25 protein-coding genes are annotated in these 19,881 nt (G+C 56.5%); 16 read left to right on the forward strand and 9 right to left on the reverse strand.

Going from position 1 to position 19,881, the window contains the following annotated elements:
* Window positions 1-2: 2 nt before the first annotated feature.
* The 12 genes from FIV45_RS01910 to FIV45_RS01965 all read left to right on the forward strand — a co-directional run bounded on the left by FIV45_RS01910 (window position 3) and on the right by FIV45_RS01965 (window position 8,126).
* Window positions 3-1,211, forward strand: a complete 1,209-nt coding sequence (locus tag FIV45_RS01910) for a phage major capsid protein (protein ID WP_099472471.1) — start codon at window positions 3-5, stop codon at window positions 1,209-1,211.
* Window positions 1,212-1,280: 69 nt separating this feature from the next.
* Entirely contained in the window at window positions 1,281-1,838 is a 558-nt protein-coding gene (locus FIV45_RS01915; protein ID WP_099472470.1) for a head-tail connector protein, read from the forward strand.
* Window positions 1,838-2,158 carry a phage head closure protein gene (locus FIV45_RS01920; protein ID WP_099472469.1) on the forward strand — a complete coding sequence of 107 codons (321 nt, stop codon included), beginning with the start codon at window positions 1,838-1,840 and terminating at the stop codon, window positions 2,156-2,158. Before FIV45_RS01915 ends, FIV45_RS01920 begins: the two co-directional genes overlap by 1 nt.
* The gene (locus FIV45_RS01925; RefSeq protein WP_099472468.1) at window positions 2,155-2,496 is read left to right on the forward strand and encodes an HK97-gp10 family putative phage morphogenesis protein; all 342 of its coding nucleotides are present in this window, start codon (window positions 2,155-2,157) and stop codon (window positions 2,494-2,496) included. The genes FIV45_RS01920 and FIV45_RS01925 overlap by 4 nt, the downstream gene beginning before the upstream one ends.
* Window positions 2,497-2,500: 4 nt before the next feature.
* Window positions 2,501-2,908: a DUF3168 domain-containing protein gene (locus FIV45_RS01930; protein ID WP_099472467.1), complete on the forward strand. Its 408-nt coding sequence runs from the start codon at window positions 2,501-2,503 to the stop codon at window positions 2,906-2,908.
* A gap of 27 nt (window positions 2,909-2,935) precedes the next feature.
* Window positions 2,936-3,343: a phage major tail protein, TP901-1 family gene (locus FIV45_RS01935; protein WP_099472466.1), complete on the forward strand. Its 408-nt coding sequence runs from the start codon at window positions 2,936-2,938 to the stop codon at window positions 3,341-3,343.
* Complete coding sequence (locus tag FIV45_RS01940; RefSeq protein WP_099472465.1) at window positions 3,336-3,650, forward strand: gene transfer agent family protein; 315 nt, start codon at window positions 3,336-3,338, stop codon at window positions 3,648-3,650. The genes FIV45_RS01935 and FIV45_RS01940 overlap by 8 nt, the downstream gene beginning before the upstream one ends.
* The gene (locus FIV45_RS01945) at window positions 3,647-3,865 is read left to right on the forward strand and encodes a phage tail assembly chaperone (RefSeq protein ID WP_099472464.1); all 219 of its coding nucleotides are present in this window, start codon (window positions 3,647-3,649) and stop codon (window positions 3,863-3,865) included. The genes FIV45_RS01940 and FIV45_RS01945 overlap by 4 nt, the downstream gene beginning before the upstream one ends.
* A 4-nt stretch (window positions 3,866-3,869) precedes the next feature.
* Window positions 3,870-4,166 carry a hypothetical protein gene (locus FIV45_RS01950; RefSeq protein WP_099472463.1) on the forward strand — a complete coding sequence of 99 codons (297 nt, stop codon included), beginning with the start codon at window positions 3,870-3,872 and terminating at the stop codon, window positions 4,164-4,166.
* Between the two features lie 183 nt (window positions 4,167-4,349).
* Window positions 4,350-4,937, forward strand: a complete 588-nt coding sequence (locus FIV45_RS01955) for a phage tail tape measure C-terminal domain-containing protein (protein ID WP_099472462.1) — start codon at window positions 4,350-4,352, stop codon at window positions 4,935-4,937.
* Complete coding sequence (locus FIV45_RS01960) at window positions 4,937-7,282, forward strand: DUF2460 domain-containing protein (RefSeq protein WP_099472461.1); 2,346 nt, start codon at window positions 4,937-4,939, stop codon at window positions 7,280-7,282. Before FIV45_RS01955 ends, FIV45_RS01960 begins: the two co-directional genes overlap by 1 nt.
* A 1-nt stretch (window position 7,283) precedes the next feature.
* On the forward strand, window positions 7,284-8,126 hold the full coding sequence (locus tag FIV45_RS01965) for a DUF2163 domain-containing protein (protein WP_099472460.1): 843 nt from the start codon (window positions 7,284-7,286) through the stop codon (window positions 8,124-8,126).
* A 2-nt stretch (window positions 8,127-8,128) separates the two neighbouring features.
* On the opposite strand, the gene FIV45_RS01970 is transcribed toward FIV45_RS01965, so the two are convergent.
* Window positions 8,129-8,812, reverse strand: a complete 684-nt coding sequence (locus tag FIV45_RS01970; RefSeq protein WP_099472459.1) for a hypothetical protein — start codon at window positions 8,810-8,812, stop codon at window positions 8,129-8,131.
* A gap of 59 nt (window positions 8,813-8,871) precedes the next feature.
* Here FIV45_RS01970 and FIV45_RS01975 point away from each other — a divergent pair, with 59 nt between their 5' ends.
* The 4 genes from FIV45_RS01975 (at window position 8,872) to FIV45_RS01990 (ending at window position 13,367) form a co-directional block, all read left to right on the forward strand.
* Window positions 8,872-9,306, forward strand: coding sequence for an NlpC/P60 family protein (locus FIV45_RS01975; RefSeq protein WP_099472458.1), 435 nt, complete (start codon window positions 8,872-8,874; stop codon window positions 9,304-9,306).
* Window positions 9,307-9,309: 3 nt separating this feature from the next.
* On the forward strand, window positions 9,310-11,568 hold the full coding sequence (locus tag FIV45_RS01980) for a phage tail protein (protein WP_099472457.1): 2,259 nt from the start codon (window positions 9,310-9,312) through the stop codon (window positions 11,566-11,568).
* A gap of 29 nt (window positions 11,569-11,597) precedes the next feature.
* Entirely contained in the window at window positions 11,598-12,101 is a 504-nt protein-coding gene (locus tag FIV45_RS01985; protein WP_099472456.1) for a DUF2793 domain-containing protein, read from the forward strand.
* Between the two features lie 117 nt (window positions 12,102-12,218).
* Window positions 12,219-13,367: an OmpA family protein gene (locus FIV45_RS01990; protein WP_165776992.1), complete on the forward strand. Its 1,149-nt coding sequence runs from the start codon at window positions 12,219-12,221 to the stop codon at window positions 13,365-13,367.
* A gap of 75 nt (window positions 13,368-13,442) precedes the next feature.
* Here FIV45_RS01990 and FIV45_RS01995 read toward each other — a convergent pair whose 3' ends face one another.
* The 8 genes from FIV45_RS01995 to FIV45_RS02030 form a co-directional block, all read right to left on the reverse strand.
* Window positions 13,443-13,742, reverse strand: a complete 300-nt coding sequence (locus tag FIV45_RS01995) for an SCP2 sterol-binding domain-containing protein (protein ID WP_099472454.1) — start codon at window positions 13,740-13,742, stop codon at window positions 13,443-13,445.
* 125 nt (window positions 13,743-13,867) lie between these two features.
* Window positions 13,868-14,659, reverse strand: coding sequence for a hydroxyacylglutathione hydrolase (locus tag FIV45_RS02000; protein WP_099472453.1), 792 nt, complete (start codon window positions 14,657-14,659; stop codon window positions 13,868-13,870).
* A 33-nt stretch (window positions 14,660-14,692) separates the two neighbouring features.
* Window positions 14,693-14,977: a DUF2849 domain-containing protein gene (locus FIV45_RS02005; RefSeq protein ID WP_099472452.1), complete on the reverse strand. Its 285-nt coding sequence runs from the start codon at window positions 14,975-14,977 to the stop codon at window positions 14,693-14,695.
* 170 nt (window positions 14,978-15,147) lie between these two features.
* On the reverse strand, window positions 15,148-16,323 hold the full coding sequence (locus FIV45_RS02010; protein WP_099472451.1) for a PAS domain-containing sensor histidine kinase: 1,176 nt from the start codon (window positions 16,321-16,323) through the stop codon (window positions 15,148-15,150).
* Between the two features lie 234 nt (window positions 16,324-16,557).
* On the reverse strand, window positions 16,558-17,172 hold the full coding sequence (locus FIV45_RS02015) for a TadE/TadG family type IV pilus assembly protein (RefSeq protein ID WP_099472450.1): 615 nt from the start codon (window positions 17,170-17,172) through the stop codon (window positions 16,558-16,560).
* Window positions 17,173-17,183: 11 nt separating this feature from the next.
* Window positions 17,184-17,825: a TadE/TadG family type IV pilus assembly protein gene (locus FIV45_RS02020; protein ID WP_139932292.1), complete on the reverse strand. Its 642-nt coding sequence runs from the start codon at window positions 17,823-17,825 to the stop codon at window positions 17,184-17,186.
* Between the two features lie 97 nt (window positions 17,826-17,922).
* Entirely contained in the window at window positions 17,923-18,894 is a 972-nt protein-coding gene (locus FIV45_RS02025) for a type II secretion system F family protein (protein ID WP_099472448.1), read from the reverse strand.
* Between the two features lie 3 nt (window positions 18,895-18,897).
* Entirely contained in the window at window positions 18,898-19,881 is a 984-nt protein-coding gene (locus tag FIV45_RS02030; RefSeq protein ID WP_099472447.1) for a type II secretion system F family protein, read from the reverse strand.

A 19,881-nucleotide genomic window follows, 5' to 3' on the forward strand; every position in this document is an offset into this window, starting at 1 on the left:
CCATGACATTAGAGACCAAAGAGGCGCTGGAAAATCTCAGCCGCGCCTTCGAACAGTTTAAAACCACCAACGACGATCGCCTGGGCGAAATCGAACGCAAGGGCCAGGCGGACGTCGTGACCGAGGAGAAGCTCGCGCGCCTCGATCAGGAGATCCAGCGCCTGCACAATATGACCCGCAGCCTGCATATGGCGGGAGGGCGCCCCGCCCTCGACGGCAAGACGGCAGATTCCGGCCCCGACCTGCAACAGAAAGCGCAGTTCTTCGATGGTTTTATTCGTAAAGGACAGGAGATCACGCTGGATCAGAAAGCTTTGAGCACGGCGGTAGATACCGACGGGGGTTATACGGTGCCGGTGGCGCTGGATCAGCAGATCGAGAAACGCCTGCGGGACATATCGCCGATCCGGGCCGAGGCCCATGTGATCGCCATCGGCACGTCGCGCTATAAGAAGCTGGTCAATACCGGCGGCATGACCTCGGGCTGGGTGTCCGAGAGTGGGGCGCGGATTGAGACCGACAGCCCGAGTTTTCAGGAAATCGAACCGCCGCTCGGCGAGATTTACGCCAATCCGGCGGCGACCCAGACCATGCTGGATGACGCCTTCTTCAATGTGGAAAGCTGGTTGTCCGAGGAGCTGGCGGAAGAGTTTGCCCAGCAGGAAAACGCCGCCTTCGTTACGGGCGACGGGGTCAACAAGCCGAAAGGTTTCCTCACCTACGCCCTGTCGGCCAATGATGACGGCAGCCGGGCCTTCGGCGAGATCGAGACGCTGGCCACCGGGGTGGCGGGTAACTGGGCGGCAACGGACCCGTCAGATATCCTCGTCGATATGGTGCATGCGCTGAAAAGCGGGTACCGGGCCGAGGCGAAATTCTACATGAACACCGGCCTGCTCAGTGAAATCCGCAAATTCAAGGATGCCGACGGTCATTATCTCTGGCGGCCGGGCCTGGAAAGCGGCGCGGCGGCAACCTTGCTCGGCTATCCGGTGGTCGAGGTGGCCGAGATGCCGAACCGGGCGGTGTTCTCCCTGTCGCTGTGTTTCGCCAATATGAAGCGGGCCTATAGCGTCACCGACCGCATGGGAACCCGGATATTGCGCGATCCCTATTCCCACAAGCCCTATGTGCATTTCTACACCACCAAACGGGTCGGTGGCGCGGTGACCAATGATCAGGCGATCAAGCTGCTGCAGTTCAGCGCTTAAAAAAGTTTCCTCCAGCCTGGAGAAGGCGGCGGGTGACTGCCGTCTTCTCCTTTTTTGAAAGGGTTTCTGATGCATCTGGAACTTGTCACAGCCCCTGTTGGCTTGCCGGCGCAAGTCGATGAACTGCGCGACCACCTGAAGATTTCTCATATGGACGAAGATGGGGTGTTAACCACTTATCTTCAGGCGGCGACAGCGGCCTGTGAATGTTATCTCGGGCGAAAATTGCTGGCTCAGCAATGGCGGCTGACCCTGAATGACTGGGGCGACGGCATTGTCACCCTGCCGTTATCACCGGTCCTGTCGGTTGATGAGGTAAGGGTCTGGCGCGCGGGGGCGTTCGAGACGTTGGACCCGGCGATGTTGCTGCTCGATCACGCCTCTTACGAGGCGCGCCTGATGAGCCGGGAAGGCAGCGTCTTTCCCGACCCCGACCGGCAGATGGCCGGCATTGAAATCAGTTTCAGCGCCGGATTTGGGGCGAACCCCAACGCCCTGCCGCCGGACCTGCGGCAGGGAATCTTGCTGTGGGTCGGGGCGCTCTACGATCCCGAAAGCCCGGCGATGGCGCAGGGGGCGGCACTTGCCGAAAGGCTGTGGCAGCCTTACCGCCGGATGGTGCTGTAATGACCCGCGCTCTGCATGAAAAAATCATCTGCCAGAAACCGGTGTTGCTGGCCAGCGGCGCCGGGGAACAGCATGACAGCTGGGAGGATATTGCCGAGGTCTGGGCGGCGGCGACACGGGTGTCTGACCGACCCGAGACAGAGGCGCGGCAAACCCGTTTCACCACATCTTATCGCCTTCTGATGCGTCATCAGGATATTCTGGAGGAGACCCGCCGTATTCTGTGGCGGGGTAAAATTTATCAGGTGACGGGGATGGGTCAGCCGAACGCCCGGGGTCAAATGCTGGAAATCATGGTGCGCGAGGAACTGCCCGCATGACGGTGGAAAAATTATCCCGTGATCTGGACCAGCAGGCCCGGCTCTATGAACGGCGCCTGGCGGAGATGGTCGATCAGCTGGCGGCGGCGGTGGTGCGCGGGGCGCGGGCGCGGGTTTTGCGCAATCTGAAGCATCCGAAAGATCATAGCGATCTGGCCGCATCCCTCCGGGTGGAAAAAGATCCTGCGGGTGACCTGCGGGTGATCACCGATCTGCCTTATGCCCGCTATTTGGAATTTGGCACCCGTTATCAGGCGGCGCGCCCTTTCCTCACCCCGGCGGTGGAGGAGGTGAAAGTCGCCTTCGCCGGGCTCAGGCACCGCTCTCAACAGGAATAATGACATGACGTTTCTCGCATCCGACAGCCTGTGGCAGGCGATCTATGACCGGCTGAGCGCTGATGCCGCCCTGATGGTGGAAATTTCCGGCATTTATGACACGGCCCCGGAAGGACGGCCCTTGCCCTATATCACCATCGGTGAAGGGGTGGTCAGCGACTGGTCGGCCAAGGATTTCTCCGGTCAGGAACATCTGTTGGATATTCATATCTGGGCGCGCGGCCGGGGCGGCGGCGCGGTGCGCGGTCTGGCGGATCAGGTGGCGGCGTTGCTCAGCGACGCGGATTTGATTTTGACCGGGCATCAACTGGCCCGACTGGAATTTCGCCTGTTCGAGAATTTCTTTGACAGCGACGGTCGGGTGCGCCACGGCGTGCTCCGTTTTCGCGCCCGCACCAGACAGATCATTTAAGCATTCAACCAGACAGGAGATCCAGAGATGGCGATCGAAAAGGGACGGGCGTTCTTGCTCAAAATAGGCGACGGCGGCGGGCCGGAAAATTTCGCAGTGATCGGCGGCATGCGCTCGACGTCGCTGCGGATCAATAATGAAACCGTCGATGTCACCAACAAGACCTCGGGCGGCTGGCGCGAGCTTTTGTCCGGGGCGGGCATTCGTCATGTTTCCCTGTCCGGTGGCGGCATCTTCACCGACAGTGCGGCGGAAAATCTGCTGCAGGCCAAGGCGCTGACCAGCAGCGTTGATAATTATGAGGTGGTGTTTGAAAGCGGCGGCAAATTCACCGGCGGCTTTCAGGTGACCTCGCTGGAATATACCGGGGATTATAACGGCGAGCGCAGTTATGCCTTGAGCCTCGAGAGCTCCGGGGTGGTGAGTTATGTCTGAGGGCTTTAAAAACAGCCTGCATCTGCGGCTGGGCGGCGACGACTATCGCCTGCGGCCCACCTTCCAGGCGATTATGGATATGGAGGAGCGGCTCGGCGGGCTGCTCGGCCTGGCGGTGCGGGCGGCGGAGGGCGATTTCGGTCTCAAGGAAATGACGGTAATCATCTGGGCCTGCATGGAAGAGCGACTGGCGTTCGACAAGGTGGGGACGTTGATTCTCGCGCAGGGGCTGACGGAGGTCAGTCCGGTGGTGCGGGCGCTGCTGACCCTGTGCCTGACGGGGGCTCAGGAATCTCCCGAAAGATGACAGAGATCAACTGGCGGCGCTATGCGGAGGTGGCCTATGTCAGCTTCGGCTGGTCGCCGGAGACTTTCTGGCGGGCGACGCCGATGGATTTCTGGTGCGCCTATCACGGATTTCGAAAATTGCGCGGCGATGGCCATGGGGATCCCCTCAGCCGTGCCGAATTGAATGATTTGCTGAAAAGCACTTTGCGGCGCGATAAAGAATCGCTAGACTGAGACTATGAGACAAAAAGCAACAGATAAACCGGCCAAGACCCTGCGCCAGCGGGTCGCCGATCGCAAGGCGGGCATTAAGCCGGAGCAGGACCCGCGTCGGGAGAAAATCCTTGGCCGGGTGCGGCTCGCCGCCAATCTGTCGCAAGGGGTGGGGCTGGTGATGTTGCTGGTGGTGCTGGCGCAATATATCAGCAGCGGCTATGCGGTGATGAACTGGATTGAGGTGATGGTCTATTCCGCCTTGTTCCTGGTCGGCCGCGCCGTGACATCTTTCCTCAATCTGAGCAATATCACGCGATAGCTTTTTATACCTGAATTAATCCAAAAGTAGCACCTGCCCGAGCGCTTATCTTCCTCATCGCCCTGTATCGCCCGGCGGCCTTTTATTTTCGCCTGATGGCCGGGCGTTATCTTGGGGGACGTTTCCGGCGGTAGAGGCTACAACCTCCTTTTAGCCGTCAGGCCCATTTTCAGGACATTTACCATGACAGAAACCACAATCGACAGCCTGGTCGTCAAGATCAGGGGGGATGGCGCCGACCTGCGCGCAGAGTTGGGAACCATCAAGCGGGAGTTTGACAGTCTTGACCAGATCGCGACCCAGACCGCTGAGGGCTTGACCCGAACTTTCAGCGATTTCGCCCGCTCCGGCGAGCTGAGTTTTAAAAGCCTCGGTCAGGTGGCGCAATCGGTGCTCGCCGATATCGCCAATAGCGCCCTTCAATCGGGGCTCTCCAATCTATTTGGCGACAGCAACGGTGACATGGGCGGCGCCATCGGCAGTTTCTTTGGCAGTCTTTTTGGCCGCGCCGGGGGCGGCACCGTCGGGGCGCGACAGCCCTATCTGGTCGGCGAACGCGGGCCGGAACTGTTTGTGCCGAGTGGTCCCGGGCGTATTCTGCCCCGGGCCGAGGCGGCGCGCATCGGCGGGGCGGGTTCTGGTCGGGCGGCCCCCCAGATCACCATCAATATCACCAATCAGGGCGGAGGTCAGGATATGACCCGTCGCAGCGCCGGTCAGGTGGCGGTGGCTGTACGCCGCGCCATGGACCGGGCCGAGAGGGACCTGTAATGTATTGGCTGGCCGGGGAAGGCGATCAAACCGACCAGGGGTTCATCCGGCGGTTTTCGCCGCGCTTCTGGACGCTGAATTTTCCGCGCCCGATGACAGCATCTCTGATCACCACCGGTTTTGACAGCCTGCAGATCGACCTGACCTATTATCGCCATGAGGATCTCTGCGGCCTGATCTGGCAGACGGAAGACACCCTGGATCATCCCTTCCATCGTTATCAGACCCGCCGGGATTATCGCCATACGCTGCTGCAGTTCCGCTGGCAATCGAACGGCCTTCGCCCGCTGGACGGGTTGCACAGCCCGACCCTGACCATTGAGGGACGGGACAGTGAGGGCGTGCCGCGGGTCTGGTATGTGCGGCTGTGGAATTATGCGGTGGGCGGGCCGGAAGATGCCGTGATTACCCTCGATTTTGATGCGCTGGCCGGGGGGTTTATGCATCCGGAGGAGGCTGATCCGGTCTGGCCGCAAGATATTGACCGGCTGTTTATCAGCATGGTGGCACCGGAATTTGACGGGGTGACAACAGGGCCTCTGCCCTCGGCGCGGGACAGTCAGGTGATCCTGTCGCAGATCACCGTCACCGGCCCGACCTCGACATTGAAAATCGGCGACGGTTATGTCAGTCCCCACGACCTGCGCATCGCCAATGGCTATGACGATGTCTATAACCAGACACCGGAACGGGTGATCTGGAACATGCTGAAAGCGGGCTATCGCGGCTGGATCACTCATTATATCGGGATGAGTCATTATTTCAGTCTCACCTGGCAGGCGGGGACGGCCCGCTATGTGGTCGACCCCGCCAAACCGGCGTTGAATGTTGCGGCGGCGCGCTGGCATGAAAATTTCCTCACCCTCGCCCGGCAGTTTGATGTTCAGGTGATTCTGTCCCTGTCCTATGAAATCCTGGCGGAGAATATGCCCGAAGACTGGCAACAACGCGCCCATGACGCCAGCCCGGCCCGCACCGGCTGGACTCCGCCGTCGGGTCTGATCGCCCCGACCAATGATGACGCTCTCGCTTATTTGCGCGATGTGTTTCTCGCCCTCGGGCAGCTGGCGGCGGGCGCCGGGCTGGAAATTCATCTCCAGATTGGCGAGCCCTGGTGGTGGATCGCCGACGGGGTCGGGGCGCCGCATTTCTATGATGATGTCACGACGGCGCGCTATGCCGTGGAAACCGGACAACCCGTGTCCACGCCGCATCTTCTTGCCTCAGAAACGGCAACCCCGGACCAGCAGCTCTATCTCGACTGGCTCGGCGACAAGCTCGGGCAATCGACCCTGTGGCTGCGCGATCAGATCAGGGCAGGTCTGCCGACAGCAAAGGTGGGACTGTTGTTTTACAGCCCGCAGGTGATGCGGCAGGATGCACCCATGGCGGAGACGGTCAATTTCCCCGTCGTCTCATGGGCCCATCCGGCCTTCGATTTCTGGCAGCTGGAGGATTATGACTTCGTGCTCGACGGGGTCTGGGGGGAAAAGACGCAGGCGATTGACAAAATAGATCAGCAGCTGGGCTACCCCCGCGCCAGCAGCCATTATTTCGCCGGGTTTAATCTGTCGGCGAGCACGCCGGAAAACTGGCGCAATATCGACCAGGCCATTGGCGGTGGTTTTGCAGCGGGCTTCGCTGAGGTCTTTGTCTGGGCCTATCCCCAGCTGCAGCGCGACGGGGTGATATATGGCATGGATCAGGAGCAGGATATGACAGGATTTCACGAGATACGGCTGCCGGTGGATATCAGCTTTGGCGCCAGCGGCGGGCCGCAATTTATGACCAGCATCGTGACGCTGGCCTCAGGTCATGAGCAGCGCAACCGCGAATGGCAGGAGGCGCGCAATCTCTATGACATTGGTTACGGCTTGCGGTCGGAGCAGGATCTCGCGGAGGTGATCGGTTTCTTCCGCGCCCGCGCCGGTCGGGCTTACGGTTTCCGCTATAAAGACTGGCTTGATTTCAGCAGCGGGACGCCGGGCGCGGCGGTGAGCGCCAATGATCAGGAGATCGGCACCGGTGACGGCGCGACAGTGGGATTCCAGCTGGTGAAAAAATATGACAGCGGCGGTGAACATCACCTGCGCACCATTACCAAGCCCGTGGCGGGAACGGTTCTTGTGGCGCTGGACGGTATTGTCCAGTCCGCAGGCTGGCAGGTGGACCTGACCACGGGGGAGATCACTTTCGAGGTGGCGCCGACAAATGGGACCGTAATCACCGCCGGGTTTGAATTTGATGTACCGGTGCGTTTCGCCGAAGACAGCCTGACCGTGACCCAGGAAAATTTCCGCGCCGGACAGCTGCCGAACATTTCCCTGATCGAGGTGCGGCTGTGAGATGAAACAGATTTCCCTGGACCTCAAAACCCATCTGGCGGGGGAGGTGACGACTTTGGTCACCTGCTGGCGGCTGACCCGGCGTGACGGGTGCAGACTGGCCTTCACCACCCATGACCAGATACTCAGGATTGATCATGTGAGTTTCCGGCCGGTGAATAGTTTTTTCTCTACGGCGGTGAGCAGCAGCAACGCCCTGAATGTGGATAATCTGGCGGTCGATATGATGTTGAGCAGCGAGGGCATTGACGAGAGGGACATCCGCGCCGGGCTTTATGACCATGCGGCGATCGAGATCTTTCAGGTCAACTGGCAGGACCTGTCCCAGGGAAAATTGCCGATCCGCAAAGGCTGGCTCGGGGAATTCAGCCTCAAGGACGATCAGTTCACCGTGGAAATTCGCGGCCTCAGTCAGAAATTGCAGCAGACCATCGGTGATGTCTTCTCACCGGATTGCCGGGCCGATCTCGGCGGGGACCGCTGCCATGTCAATCTGGAAAAAGTTTCGCGTCTCGGTCGGGTGACGGCGGTTCTGGAGCCGGACCGTTTTCAGGACAGTGGGCGGGCGGAAGCCGGTGGCTGGTATGATTATGGGGTGCTACGCTGGATATCCGGGGAAAATGCCGGCCTGAAGAGCGAAATCAAACGCTATACGGTGGGTGACTTCCGTCTGTATGATGATCTCAAATCGCCCATCGCGGTGGGGGATATTTATCTGGCGGTGGCGGGCTGTGACAAACGCGCCGCTACCTGCAAGGCCAAATTTGAGAATTTCGCCAATTTCAGGGGCGAGACAGCGATACCGGGCACGGATGCCCTTTATCGCTATCCCGGCCTGAAATAGGATTATTTTTTCGCCGCAGCCTTTTTAGGCGCTGCTTTTTTCGCCGCAGGTTTCTTGGCGGGTGTTTTCTTCGGGGCGGTTTTTTTCGGCGCCGCTTTTGTGTCTTCCGCCGGGGCGGCGTCTTCCACAGGGGCTTCCGGCTCAACTTCTTTCCACTGATCAGGATAGAGACGCTGATGGATCTGGTTTACCCGATTGCTGACATCGGCGATGGCTTTCAACAGCGCATCGAGATTATAGCTAACACCACGGAAGGCGTAAATTTTTGTGGTCGGATCAAAGGCGCGGAAGATATTCTTCGGCTCCACATCCTTATGGCGACTGTTGGCGATATCGCCTATGAAATCATAGAGGATATATTGATCCTTGGACTGGGCGATCCACTGGTCATTGGCTTCATCGGCCTGATCGACCAGGGCCAGAATATTTTCGTTATTCAACGGATATTTTTCCGGCAGCTCAAGAACCTGGCGCAGGCCGGCGGCCCGTTCCTTGCCTTTTTTACGCGGGGACCACAACATGCGGGCCAGTTGGTTGCTGCCTAGCATGATATTCTGCAGGCCGAAAAACGCGCCGACGGCGGCCTGGTTTTCCATTGACTGGTTCAGAATATCCACGCTCGCCTCGATAAAGCGGCACTGGTTTCTTAATTCGTGAATATGCAACCCAATTACATTCATGTCCATGCGGAACAAATCCTTCTATATTTTTTTATGATGAACAGTGATACCAAATTTTTTTTCAAATGACCACAGGTGATCTGCAGCGAAAACCCATATTTTTGGCGGCCCGCGCCTGTGTTGGCTGTCCGTTCCGCCATCAAGGCCGTATTCCGGCGACAGGACTAGATTGTGTGGGGCTGATTGTCCATGTGGCGACAGCATTACGGCTTGGATATTTTGACCGGCGGGACTATCGGAAAATCCCCGGCAGGCGGGCGATTTCCCGAGCGGCGGAACAGGCGGGGTTTCGGCCCGTCGCGGTTTCTGACCGGCGAGCGGGAGATGTGGTGATCCTGCGGTTCGGTCGGACCCTGGAGCATGCGGGCATCCTGTCCGACCGGGGTCTGGTTCATGCCTGTGAAAAATTTGGCCAGGTGGTGGAACATCGTCTGGACAAAGACTGGGTGGCGCGCATCACCCATATATACGCCTTCCCCTCCATAAAAGAGCAGGACTAGCATATGGCATCACTGGTTTTAACGGCCGTTGGCACCTATTTCGGCGGACCCATCGGCGGCATGATCGGTGGCATGGTCGGTCAACAGGTCGATAAGGTGATTTTTAGCAGCCACAGCAGCCACACTCAGGAAGGTCCGCGCCTGAATGACCTGACGGTGCAGACCTCATCCTACGGGGTGGCGATCCCCCGGGTATATGGGACACTGCGGTTGCCGGGAAATGTGGTCTGGTCATCGGGCCTGAAGGAGACGCGCCAGGAGGCGTCCGAAAGCACAGGCGGTAAGGGCGGCGGGGCGACAGTAAAGACCGTGACATATTCCTATACAGTCTCCTTTGCGGTGGTGTTGTCCGGCCGGGAAATTCATGATGTCGGCCAGATCTGGGCTGATGGCAAGTTGCTGCGTGATGGCGCTGGCAAACTGGCGGTCGACGGCGCGGTGAGAATTTATACCGGTCAGCCCGGTCAGCAGCCAGATCCTGTGATAGAGGCCCTGGAAGGTCAGGAGAATGTTAACGCCTTTCAGGGACGCGCCTATGTGGTGTTTGAAGATCTTGCGCTTGGTGAATATGCCAACCGCATTCCCAATATGACGTTCGAGGTCGTGGGCGATGCAACAGGGGATGTGGCGCTGGCGACCATTGTCGTGGACATTTGCCGGTTGAGCGATTTGTCGGCCATTGATGTTTCGGCGCTAGATCAGCGGGTGGCCGGTTATATGATTCCGGGACCGGTGCAATCCCGCCGGGCGCTGGAAGAACTGGCGCAGATTTATCACTTCGATATGGTGGAACAATTGGAGGGACTGGTGTTTCGCCCGTTGGGGCGACCTGCAGTACAGATGATTGCTGATGCGGATGTGGTCAAGCGCGGGCAGGGCGACACTTCGGGGGAGAAAATCACCCGAAGCCGGCAGCATGATCTGGAACTGCCCCGGGAAATCGGTATGTCTTTTATTGACCCGGCCCGCGATTATCAGACCGGACACCAGCGGGCCCGTCGTCAAACCGGGGCGAGCCACATGGTAAAGGAAAGCAGCCATGCCCTGGTGCTGTCCGCCTCTACCGCCAAGGCGGTGTCAGAGGTGAGACTGGACCTGGCTTGGTACGGGCGGGAAAGGGTGCAGGTTGTTTTGCCGCCGCGTTTTGCGGATCTGTCGCCCGGGGATGTGATTACCTTGCCGGCGGCCGGGGGCGATCAGGAATATATGGTGCAGGAAACGGAACTGAGTCCTGCCGGTCTGATCTGTCAGGCGGTGAAATTCTCCGCCAGGCTGCTGGACCGTGTGGCGGTGGCCGACAGTGGTGCTGTGCCGCCCCAAACGGTGCCCGACCTTGCCGAAACGATGTTGTTTGCCCTTGATATGCCGGCGATAACGGCGGAAGAAGTGATCAGTCCGGTGATGTTTTGGGCGGTGGCGGCGGGGGCGGGAAAATGGGAAGGGGCGCGGTTGTATCTTTCCCGGGATGGCGGGGACAGTTACAGCCCCTTGGGGGCGCATGTGCATCCGGCGGTCACCGGGATTGTTGAAAATTTTCTCAGTAACGGCCCGACCGCCTATTGGGACACGGCCAGTGAAATTCTGGTGCGGCTGGATCGGGCGGATCACGGCCTCGCCTCATCGGACAAGGGAGCGGTGTTGCGGGGGGCGAACCTTGCCTGGGTCGCAGGGGAAATCGTGCAATTTCAAAATGCAGAAGAACTGCCCGATGGCCGTTTCCGCCTGACGCATTTGTTGCGTGGGCGACGCGGGACGGAACATTATGTTGCCGGACATGGGGCGGGTGCGCCGTTCGTGCTGCTTACGCCGGCGGCAGTGGCGGTGGCGGGGCTCAATCTGGCGGATGTTGGCCGGGCCTTGAAATTGAAGGCGGTGACCGTGGGCGGACTGCTGGATGATACCCCGGCGGTTGACCTGGTGTTTCAGGCCCGCGTCTTGACGCCTTTCGCTCCGGTGCGGGCGACGGCGACGCGGGACGGGGCGGGTAATATCACGTTGTTCTGGATCCGCCGCAGCCGGGTGGGCGGCGATTGGCAGGATCATGCGGATGTGCCGCTTGGCGAACGTTATGAAAAATATGATATCGAGATACTTGATGCAGCGATCCCTGTGCGGACCCTGACCAGTGAAGCCCCGACCTGCTTTTATCCCGTCACGCAGCAGGTGTCGGATTTTGGTGCTGTTCAGACGAGCCTTACGGTCAGGATCATGCAGCTCAGCGATACGGTGGGGCGGGGGCAGCCGCTCACCGTAACCCTGTAACCACTCTATTTCCCGAAAGGATACTTCTGATGACAGATCAAACCCCGCGGCTGCAAATGCCTTATATTATCGCCAGTCAGGCGCAAAAAGAGGTCAGCCATAATCAGGCGTTGAACCAGCTGGACGCACTGGTGCAGCCGGTGGTGGAAACGGCTGACCTGAGCGAACCGCCCCTGACCCCGATGGCGGGCGGATTGTGGCTGGTCGCCAGTGGCGCCAGTGGGGACTGGGCCGGGCATGAGGACCATGTGGCGCAATATATGGGGGGAGGGTGGCTTTTTTACGCTCCCTTTGAGGGCATGTGCGTGGGGGTGAAAGACCAGAATATAACCGCGAGATATGTGGCGGGACTGTGGCGAAAGGGGCAGGTCACGGGTCTGTCATTTGAAATTTCAGGACAGCAGGTGGTCGGGCCGCAGCAGGGGGCTGTTTCTGATCCGGTTGGGGGCGCAATCATAGACACAGAGGCGCGTTTGGCCCTTACTGAGCTTCTGGCGGCGCTCAGATATCACGGGCTGATTGCAGCCCTGTAACGCCTTATTTTGTCATGTCCCAATAGCGCCATATTTTACCGGATAATGAAAATATAGAATTTTAATTAAATGGGCGGTATGGTGCCGCCAAATTTGAAGACCAAAGAGGGTAAAACAATGAGGAAAATTATTTTAAGCACAGTTTGCGGGGTTGCATTGATCAGTGGTAATGCGGTTGCCGATGAGGGGAGCTGGTATGCCGGTATTGATGGTTCATACAGCATTCTGGGCAAGGAAAAAGCCAAAGGCTCCACATTGGACCTGCAAAGCCATTTCAATGATGGCTGGGCTCTGGGCGGAACCATGGGGTATGATTTTGGCGTCTGGCGTCTGGAAGGTGAAATTGGCAAACATTTCCATAATGCGGACCGCTTCGCCATCACCAATGACGGGGGACTTGGGCTTGGCGGCGGGTCTGTGAATGCGACGACAGGAAAATCTCGTCTGACCCATTACATGGTCAATGCGGTGTATGATTTCGCCGCGCTTTCTGATGATAATAAAGTGGAGCCTTTCATTGGGGCCGGTCTGGGGCTTGGCGATCTGAATATGAAAAACCTGGCGACTGCCGGCGGGGCTTTTGCCCATGACAAGGATAGCGTCTTCGCCTATCAGATGTTCGCCGGATTGCGGGTGCCGCTGGCCAATGCATTTGAAATGTCGCTTAAATACCGTTTCCTGGGCACCGCCGATGCCAGTCTGCAGGATAATCTTGGCAACCGCTTCAAGGCCAGTTACGGCGTTCATGATATTATGATGGGTGTGACTTATCGGTTTGGCGGTAATTCAAAACGGGCGGCAGCAGAAATGCCGCAACCGATTGAGGTCGCGGCCGCACCGGAAATAAAAGAAGAGATTGTGCCGGAGCCAGTTGTTGAAGAACCTGTTCAGGCGCCAGACCCGATGCCGGAGCCTGCCGCGGGACCTGAGGTCGATATGGGCCCTTATGTGGTTTATTTTGACTGGAACAGTAAAGCCATTACGGCACAGGCGCAGGATATTATCAGCAAAGCCGCCTCTGAAGCTGGAAAATTGAAGGAAATCGAAATTAAGGTTGTTGGCCATGCGGACCGTTCCGGTCTGGACAGCTATAATGATAAACTGTCTCTGGCCCGTGCGGCGGTTGTGAAGCAGGCCTTGATTGATGCGGGCGTTGACGCCGGGGTCATTACCATGGAAAGTTTTGGTGAAACAGCCGGTGAAGTCGTGACAGAAGACGGGGTGCGGGAAGCCAGAAACCGTCGGGTTCTGATTACATTGAAATAAAACTTAATCTGACAGCATAATGAAAAAGGCGTCCCTGAGGGGGCGCCTTTTTTTTTGCGTTTGGGACAGAGAGGATCAGCCGAAGAGCTCGCCGAGCTTCAGGGCGAGACCCATATCGCCGTCAATCTTCAGTTTACCCATCATAAAGGCCATCTGGGGATTGAGGGAGCCGTCGATCAGGCCTTCGAAATTATCTTCACTCAGGGTCAGGGTGACATCGGCATCAAGATCGTCATTGCTGACGGTAGGTGGATTGGTCGTGCCATCAATGAAAATAAAGCCGTCACCTTTCAGGTCAATTTTAACTTTCTTGCCGTTGGCGTCCATGGCGTCTGTTTTGCCGCGGATGGTGGAGGTAAGATCTTCGAGGCTCATGTCTCATTCCTTTATGTGGTTCGGGGCCTTATCAGGTTATGCGGCCTTTAACAGTGGGTGCGGTTAAAATCTAACATACGTTTGATTTTATTGCCAGAGGTCATTTAGACCCTGCCGGGAGGCAGTTACCAGGTGTTGCGTCGCGCTCTCAATGCGGTAAAGACGTCTCTTGGGGACGGCGCGGCGGAGAAGTCGGGGTCCTCTGATTTGAGTTTATCAATAATCACCGGGCTGTCGAGGCGGAAAAAACTGTTGATCCGGCGCTCTTCCGCCATGGTGGTGATATAGGCGTTATGGGGATCGTGATCCAGCAACATGTTTAGCATATCCTCGGCCGCCCGGTTTCCCGGTTCCCGATCAAGGGTGAATTTCAGGTTTGTGAGGATATAGTCATGCCCGGGGTATATTTTCGTATTGTCGGGCAGCTTGGCCAGCTGTTGTGAAAAGGTATCATAGAGATCATCAACATTTCCACCGTTATGACAGTTTCCCGCGCCGGCATTAAACAGGGTGTCGCCACAAAATAGCCCCGGCACGGCACTGTTGGCCAGCAGGCATACGTGGCTTCTGGTATGACCGGGGGTGTCGAGAACCTTCAATTTGATGCTTTGGCCGACGGCGATGGTATCACCGGCATACAGGCCGACATCCACATGATCAATCACGCCCATGGCCCCGTTATGGGCGTAAAGCCGGGCCCCGGTATGGCGGCGCATTTCTTCATTGCCGTCAATATGGTCCCAATGTTCATGAGTGTTGAGAATCTTCGTGATCTTCAGGCCATGCTGTTTGGCGGCCGCAAGACACCGTGTCACATCCAGCGGATCGACCACCAAGGCTTCCCGGCTGCTTGGGCAGGCGATCAGATAATTGAAATTCCGCAGGGGATTATCGGCATAAATCTGGATGACAAGCATGGGGCCTTCTCCTGATGGTGTAACGCGATTGTATTATTGCGCCCCATAAGCGGTGGATGGGCCACCGGCGCGAATTTTTTCCCGGGTGGTCAACGGGGTATGATTCTCATCCACGGGCACGATGACGCAATCGACGACCACATTCTGGTCCATATCCTTTTTCGCCAGTGCAAAGGCGGCCTCAACGGTGTCTTCGGCATAAACGCTGGCCTTGGCGGCGTCCGTATGCCATGTCGTGGCTTCCCCCTCCTGGGAAAAATATACATTTAAACCGGTCCGCAGGTCATTGGCGGAAATCATATTAAGGGGCGTGCTCATGTTCTGTCCTGATCGTTACAGCTAAGGTTGGGGTATACGCCAGTATTATATGTGGTCAGGGCCGGGCAACGCAAGAGGGCAGGTCGACTATTTTATCGACCGATACAAAAGCGGCCCAGATCCGGCTCATGCCCAGCTTAGATTCAGTCCAGGCCAGATCCAGCCCAGAACTAGTCCAGGCGGCGGGCCGGCAGATGCAGACTGACTTTTGCGCCCTGGCCAAGCGCGCTGATGATTGATACGGTGCCGCCATGACGTTCTATCATCTGTTTGACGTAAGACAGTCCAAAACCGATGCCGACGGTTGGATTGGAATAGATGTCGGACAGATGGGTATCGTGGCTGAAGACCTTCGCGAGCTGTTGTGACGGCATGCCAACACCATTATCCACGCAGTTGATGATACAGGACCCGTCGGCGGCCAGTTCGGCGGACAAGGTGATCTTGCCGCCGGACGCGGTGAATTTAAGGGCATTGGTCAGCAGGCTGTGGACCACCTGTTGTAAACGGCATTTGTCACCGTAAATGACGGGGAAGTCTTCTTTGACATTGCTTGACAGATGGATGTTGGCCTTGGCCGCATCAGGGGAAACCTTCTTCAGGCATCCGGCAAGCAGATCGATGAGGGTGAACCGTTCCTCGTGGAGCTCGAATTCCGTGGTTTCCAGTTCCTTCAGTTCCAGAAGATTGTCGATTAACTGCAGCAGATCCTGTCCGGCGCCATGAATGTCCCGGGCGTAATCACGGTAGGAATCCTGTCCGACGGGGCCGAGCATTTCAGTCATGATAACTTCTGAATAGCCAAGAATACCGTTGAGAGGGGTGCGGAAATTATGGTGCATGGCGGCAAGCAGATTGCGCTTGATTTCCCGGGCGGCCTGATCACGGCTTTTGTTTTCGGGTTTGTTTTCCCGCAGTACACAGATAAACCGGGAATCGTCCTCTTCACTGGTGAAAGGCCGGATGGTCATATTGATGTCGAGTACTTTCCCGGTGGCGGTGATCCACGGACAGAAAAAAACCGCAGACTGGCGACTGTGGATGACTTGCTCAATGATCTGACGATCGGGGCTCGTTGAATTGTCGCCAAGAAAATCATACAGATTTTTACTGCGGATCTGTTCAAGGGTATGGCCAGTGACCAGTTCAAAGTGGTGATTGACGTCGGATATAACCGGAGACTGGCTTTCACTGTCCCGGGCGATGATGACGATGGCGTTGCTGACCTCGTGAAAGACGGAATCGAACAGACCAAATTCTTGCTCATAGCGAGAACCCGTCAGAATATCGGGGTCCGAGATTCTGCCATGTCCGGCAGATTGGCTGTCAATTACAGAAACTTTCATGATCCGAATACTCAATATCCGTTAGGGCGAATATACTAAAAAATTATGGATCTTTCTCTTCAGGCGGATGAAATTTTGCCTCCAGAGTCAAATCATTAGAAGGAATCATCCCTCATATGATTCGCGGAATCAACTAAAAAATTAACCTTTTGTTAACTATTTTGTCTGGAAAGTGGCAACGCAGCCTGTTTATCCCGACGGACCCGCCGGGATAAAGTCAGTGGTACAGAGGGGTTACGGGCAGCCGGACGTAAACTGGACTTCACCGTAACGGGGTTTCTGAACCGCGACATGATACACATCATGGGCGGCAAACATGCTGTTGTTCAGCCAGCCGCTGAGATTGATGATTACGGGTTTATAACGATAAACCACTTCGGAAACCACCACCGTTTCAAATTCCGCCAAGGTGAAATTTCCGGGCAGTCGGGCGAGGTCGGCCTCATTGTTGACCGCCCCGATCTTGCTGGCGTAGGTCGTATCGGCTGTGCCCCGGCATTGCAGGGTGATGGTCGTGCCGGTATTTGTCCCGATGACATAAGACACTAATATCTGTCCGTTGCCCTTCAGTTCCAGAGGCTGCATGATGTTGTCAACGGCATCAAATATGTTCGAGACCGCCGCGTTGCTGAGAACTTTATTCTGGCTGATCAGGTTACCGATGGACATGGCTGTCATATTGGCTTTGCGGTGGGCCATAAGTAACCGGAAGGTCTCAAACCCGCCCAGCAGCATGATCAGCGTAATCGGAAAGAGAAAGGCGAATTCAATCAACATCGTGCCCTTATCAGAACGCCTCAGACGTTGCATGAAACGCGGAATGACGAGGTTTCTAAGGTGTATCAGCATGATTCCCTCCCTCACATTTTTACTTCGACAACACAGCCAGGGGGCGGGGTGCCGTAAGGTTCGTTCTGAATGACCGTACTGGCGCTGAGTTGCATTTTTCCGTCGTCGTCACCGATCATATGTGAAAAATACCCGGTCATGAAATTGGCGTCATACACAGCCTTGTACATGACGACTTCGCCGGGACCGCCCGCGCCTTTTTTTCCGACCTCGTCATCCCATTTATCATTGCAATTGATGTCCGTATAGGCGTCAACGCCGGGGCTGTAGATGCCGTCACCGTCGTTGTCGGCGAAAGGTTCCGGGGTGCCGACATCGGCAAATTCCTCATAGACCTTCTGGGTGATGACCAGATTATTCAGGTCGATCATGCCAAAGGTTTTTTCTTTCAACAGGTCGTTGATATATTGTTCGCGTGTCTGGCCGTTTTCCGTGGCCCCGGTCATCCCGGCCCGGGAAGCTTCCGAGATGGCGCCTTCCAGCATGACAATACTGAGCATGGTCACGCCCACTTCCAGAGTACCGATGGTCGCCAATGCAATCACCGGTATGACAAAGGCGGATTCAATCAGAACAGCCCCGGTCTGATGTTGTCGTAATCGTCGCAGAAAGGTCTGCAGACCACCTGTGATCCTGTTGTTTTTTTGCCTCATGTCAAGAGCTCCTTCATCATATCAAGAGTGAATGGCTCTCCTTGCGGGTCTTCAAGATGCATCTGTTTTGTCATCGATGTCGTTTGTCTTTCCGCCCTTAGGCGATGGTACCATTGAGCTGACAGGCTGCGGGACCGATTAACACGACAAACAGGGTCGGCAGTATAAACAGGATCAATGGAATGGTCATGGTCGCGGGCAGTTTGGCGGCCTTTTCCTCGGCTTTCATCATACGTTCATTGCGAAATTCAGCAGAGAGCACCCGCAGCGACTGGGCCAGCGGGGTGCCGTATTTCTCTGATTGAATCAGGGTCGCCGTCACAGAACGCACAGACGGAAGGGTCACACGATCGGCCAGATTGTTCAGGGCCTGTCGCCGTTCCGGCAAGAAACCGAGTTCGACGGCGGTATAGTTTAATTCGTCCGCCAATTCAGGACCGGTCTGCCCCATTTCCTTGACCACCCGCTGCAGGGCGGAGTCAAGGGTCAGGCCGGCCTCGGCGCAGATGACCAGAAGATCCAGCATATCCGGCAAGGATCTCTGCATGGCTGTATTGCGCTTGATGGTGATATTCTTCAGGATCGTTTCCGGCAGAATGGAAGACACCAGGATTGCCCCGCCACTGGCGAGAACTTTCATCATCGGCTTAAGATCGAACATGTTAAAGCCGTAAATCATCACCATGGCGACGGCGCCAATAAGCAAAGGTAAAATCAGTTTGAAAAACAGAAAATACACCAAAGATTCTTTCGAACGGAAACCGCCCTGAAGTAATTTGACCCGGAATTTCTCCGCCTGTTCATTTTTCAACAAATTGAAGCTTTTGACGATGCTTTGCATCAGGCTGAAATGGCCGGCCTGTTTGATGGTGGCCCGGCGTTTTGTCGGGGCGCTATAGCCGCGTTTGAGATCGCTGCGCCGGTCCTGCAGATGCTTGATCCGGCCATGCATGGAATCCTTGACGATCCCGGTGCTCCAGATGGCGAGCATCACCAGAAAGGCGGAAATCGCCGCCATTACGGTAATAATATCTTCGATGCTGACGCCGTCAGGTAAATATTCTTCCATCAGCTATACCTCAAAATTAATCATATTGGCGAGAATGAAGACGCCAATCCCCATCCAGATTGCGGCTCCCAGAAGAGCGATCTGGCCTTGCGGATTGGTGAACATGACAAACATATATTCCGGGTTCATCAGGGACAGAATGCCGCACATGATAAAGGGCAGAGAGCCAATAATATACGCACTGGCCTTGCCTTCGGAAATCATGGCGCGGATTTTAAGTTTCAGTTTTGTCCGGCCCCGCAGGATATCTGTCAGGTTGGTCAGGGTTTCGGCAAGGTTGCCCCCGGTTTCCTGCTGAACCGCCAGGCTGATAACAAAGAACTTGAAGTCAGGCGTATCTAGTCGTTTGGCTGTTGACCACAGGGCCTCGTCCATGGTTTTGCCCAGACGGATTTCATCCGAAATCATGGCGAATTCCGTGGAAATCGGGTCCTGCATTTCCCGAGAAACCGCGGCAATGGATTCTGTGACTGGCAAACCGGCCCTTAGGCCCCGGACAATCAGATCAATCGCTTCCGGGAACTGGAGCGTGAATTTGGCCAGTCTTTTCTTGATGACCCTGTTGATATATAAATGTGGCAGAAACAGACCGCCAAAGATGCCGACCATCAGGCTCGGGGTGAAGGATAGCCCGCTCAGAATGACCATCGAGAAAGTGACGACCACGCCAACTACAATGCTGGAGATCACATATTTCTTGAAACTGATGTCGCGCCCGGTTTTGTTAAGCCGCCGCCGCATTTCTTCCGGTTTTGGCACCAGATTATCCAGGAGCGAGACTTCTTTTTTGACGAACAGGTTTTTCTTGGCCTGAGCCGCGGCAAGGGCCGCGTTGCCGCCATGACGCATTTTAATCTTGGCCAGGCGTTTGCCAGCGATCTTGTTCTGTTTACCCAGTAAGCCACCGGCCAGGGCCAGGGTCGCGATCAAGAGGAACACGCAGATGGCGATCCCGATAATGACGATGGTGGGGTTGGCAATATCCAT

It is taken from the genome of Paremcibacter congregatus (assembly GCF_006385135.1).
In the GTDB taxonomy this organism is placed as follows: Bacteria; Pseudomonadota; Alphaproteobacteria; order Sphingomonadales; family Emcibacteraceae; genus Paremcibacter; species Paremcibacter congregatus.

Excerpts from the sequence above, each read along its gene's own strand:
- FIV45_RS01970 (WP_099472459.1), bottom strand. The coding sequence starts at position 8,812 with ATGGACATGAATGTAATTGGGTTGCATATTCACGAATTAAGAAACCAG.
- FIV45_RS01935 (WP_099472466.1), top strand. The coding sequence starts at position 2,936 with ATGGCGATCGAAAAGGGACGGGCGTTCTTGCTCAAAATAGGCGACGGC.
- FIV45_RS01975 (WP_099472458.1), top strand. The coding sequence starts at position 8,872 with ATGACCACAGGTGATCTGCAGCGAAAACCCATATTTTTGGCGGCCCGC.
- FIV45_RS01995 (WP_099472454.1), bottom strand. The coding sequence starts at position 13,742 with ATGAGCCTCGAAGATCTTACCTCCACCATCCGCGGCAAAACAGACGCC.
- FIV45_RS01955 (WP_099472462.1), top strand. The coding sequence starts at position 4,350 with ATGACAGAAACCACAATCGACAGCCTGGTCGTCAAGATCAGGGGGGAT.
- FIV45_RS01990 (WP_165776992.1), top strand. The coding sequence starts at position 12,219 with ATGAGGAAAATTATTTTAAGCACAGTTTGCGGGGTTGCATTGATCAGT.
- FIV45_RS01940 (WP_099472465.1), top strand. The coding sequence starts at position 3,336 with ATGTCTGAGGGCTTTAAAAACAGCCTGCATCTGCGGCTGGGCGGCGAC.
- FIV45_RS02030 (WP_099472447.1), bottom strand. The coding sequence starts at position 19,881 with ATGGATATTGCCAACCCCACCATCGTCATTATCGGGATCGCCATCTGC.
- FIV45_RS01925 (WP_099472468.1), top strand. The coding sequence starts at position 2,155 with ATGACGGTGGAAAAATTATCCCGTGATCTGGACCAGCAGGCCCGGCTC.
- FIV45_RS01985 (WP_099472456.1), top strand. The coding sequence starts at position 11,598 with ATGACAGATCAAACCCCGCGGCTGCAAATGCCTTATATTATCGCCAGT.
- FIV45_RS01920 (WP_099472469.1), top strand. The coding sequence starts at position 1,838 with ATGACCCGCGCTCTGCATGAAAAAATCATCTGCCAGAAACCGGTGTTG.
- FIV45_RS01945 (WP_099472464.1), top strand. The coding sequence starts at position 3,647 with ATGACAGAGATCAACTGGCGGCGCTATGCGGAGGTGGCCTATGTCAGC.
- FIV45_RS01950 (WP_099472463.1), top strand. The coding sequence starts at position 3,870 with ATGAGACAAAAAGCAACAGATAAACCGGCCAAGACCCTGCGCCAGCGG.
- FIV45_RS02025 (WP_099472448.1), bottom strand. The coding sequence starts at position 18,894 with ATGGAAGAATATTTACCTGACGGCGTCAGCATCGAAGATATTATTACC.
- FIV45_RS02020 (WP_139932292.1), bottom strand. The coding sequence starts at position 17,825 with ATGAGGCAAAAAAACAACAGGATCACAGGTGGTCTGCAGACCTTTCTG.
- FIV45_RS01960 (WP_099472461.1), top strand. The coding sequence starts at position 4,937 with ATGTATTGGCTGGCCGGGGAAGGCGATCAAACCGACCAGGGGTTCATC.
- FIV45_RS01910 (WP_099472471.1), top strand. The coding sequence starts at position 3 with ATGACATTAGAGACCAAAGAGGCGCTGGAAAATCTCAGCCGCGCCTTC.
- FIV45_RS01980 (WP_099472457.1), top strand. The coding sequence starts at position 9,310 with ATGGCATCACTGGTTTTAACGGCCGTTGGCACCTATTTCGGCGGACCC.
- FIV45_RS02015 (WP_099472450.1), bottom strand. The coding sequence starts at position 17,172 with ATGCTGATACACCTTAGAAACCTCGTCATTCCGCGTTTCATGCAACGT.
- FIV45_RS01965 (WP_099472460.1), top strand. The coding sequence starts at position 7,284 with ATGAAACAGATTTCCCTGGACCTCAAAACCCATCTGGCGGGGGAGGTG.
- FIV45_RS02005 (WP_099472452.1), bottom strand. The coding sequence starts at position 14,977 with ATGAGCACGCCCCTTAATATGATTTCCGCCAATGACCTGCGGACCGGT.
- FIV45_RS01915 (WP_099472470.1), top strand. The coding sequence starts at position 1,281 with ATGCATCTGGAACTTGTCACAGCCCCTGTTGGCTTGCCGGCGCAAGTC.
- FIV45_RS02010 (WP_099472451.1), bottom strand. The coding sequence starts at position 16,323 with ATGAAAGTTTCTGTAATTGACAGCCAATCTGCCGGACATGGCAGAATC.
- FIV45_RS02000 (WP_099472453.1), bottom strand. The coding sequence starts at position 14,659 with ATGCTTGTCATCCAGATTTATGCCGATAATCCCCTGCGGAATTTCAAT.
- FIV45_RS01930 (WP_099472467.1), top strand. The coding sequence starts at position 2,501 with ATGACGTTTCTCGCATCCGACAGCCTGTGGCAGGCGATCTATGACCGG.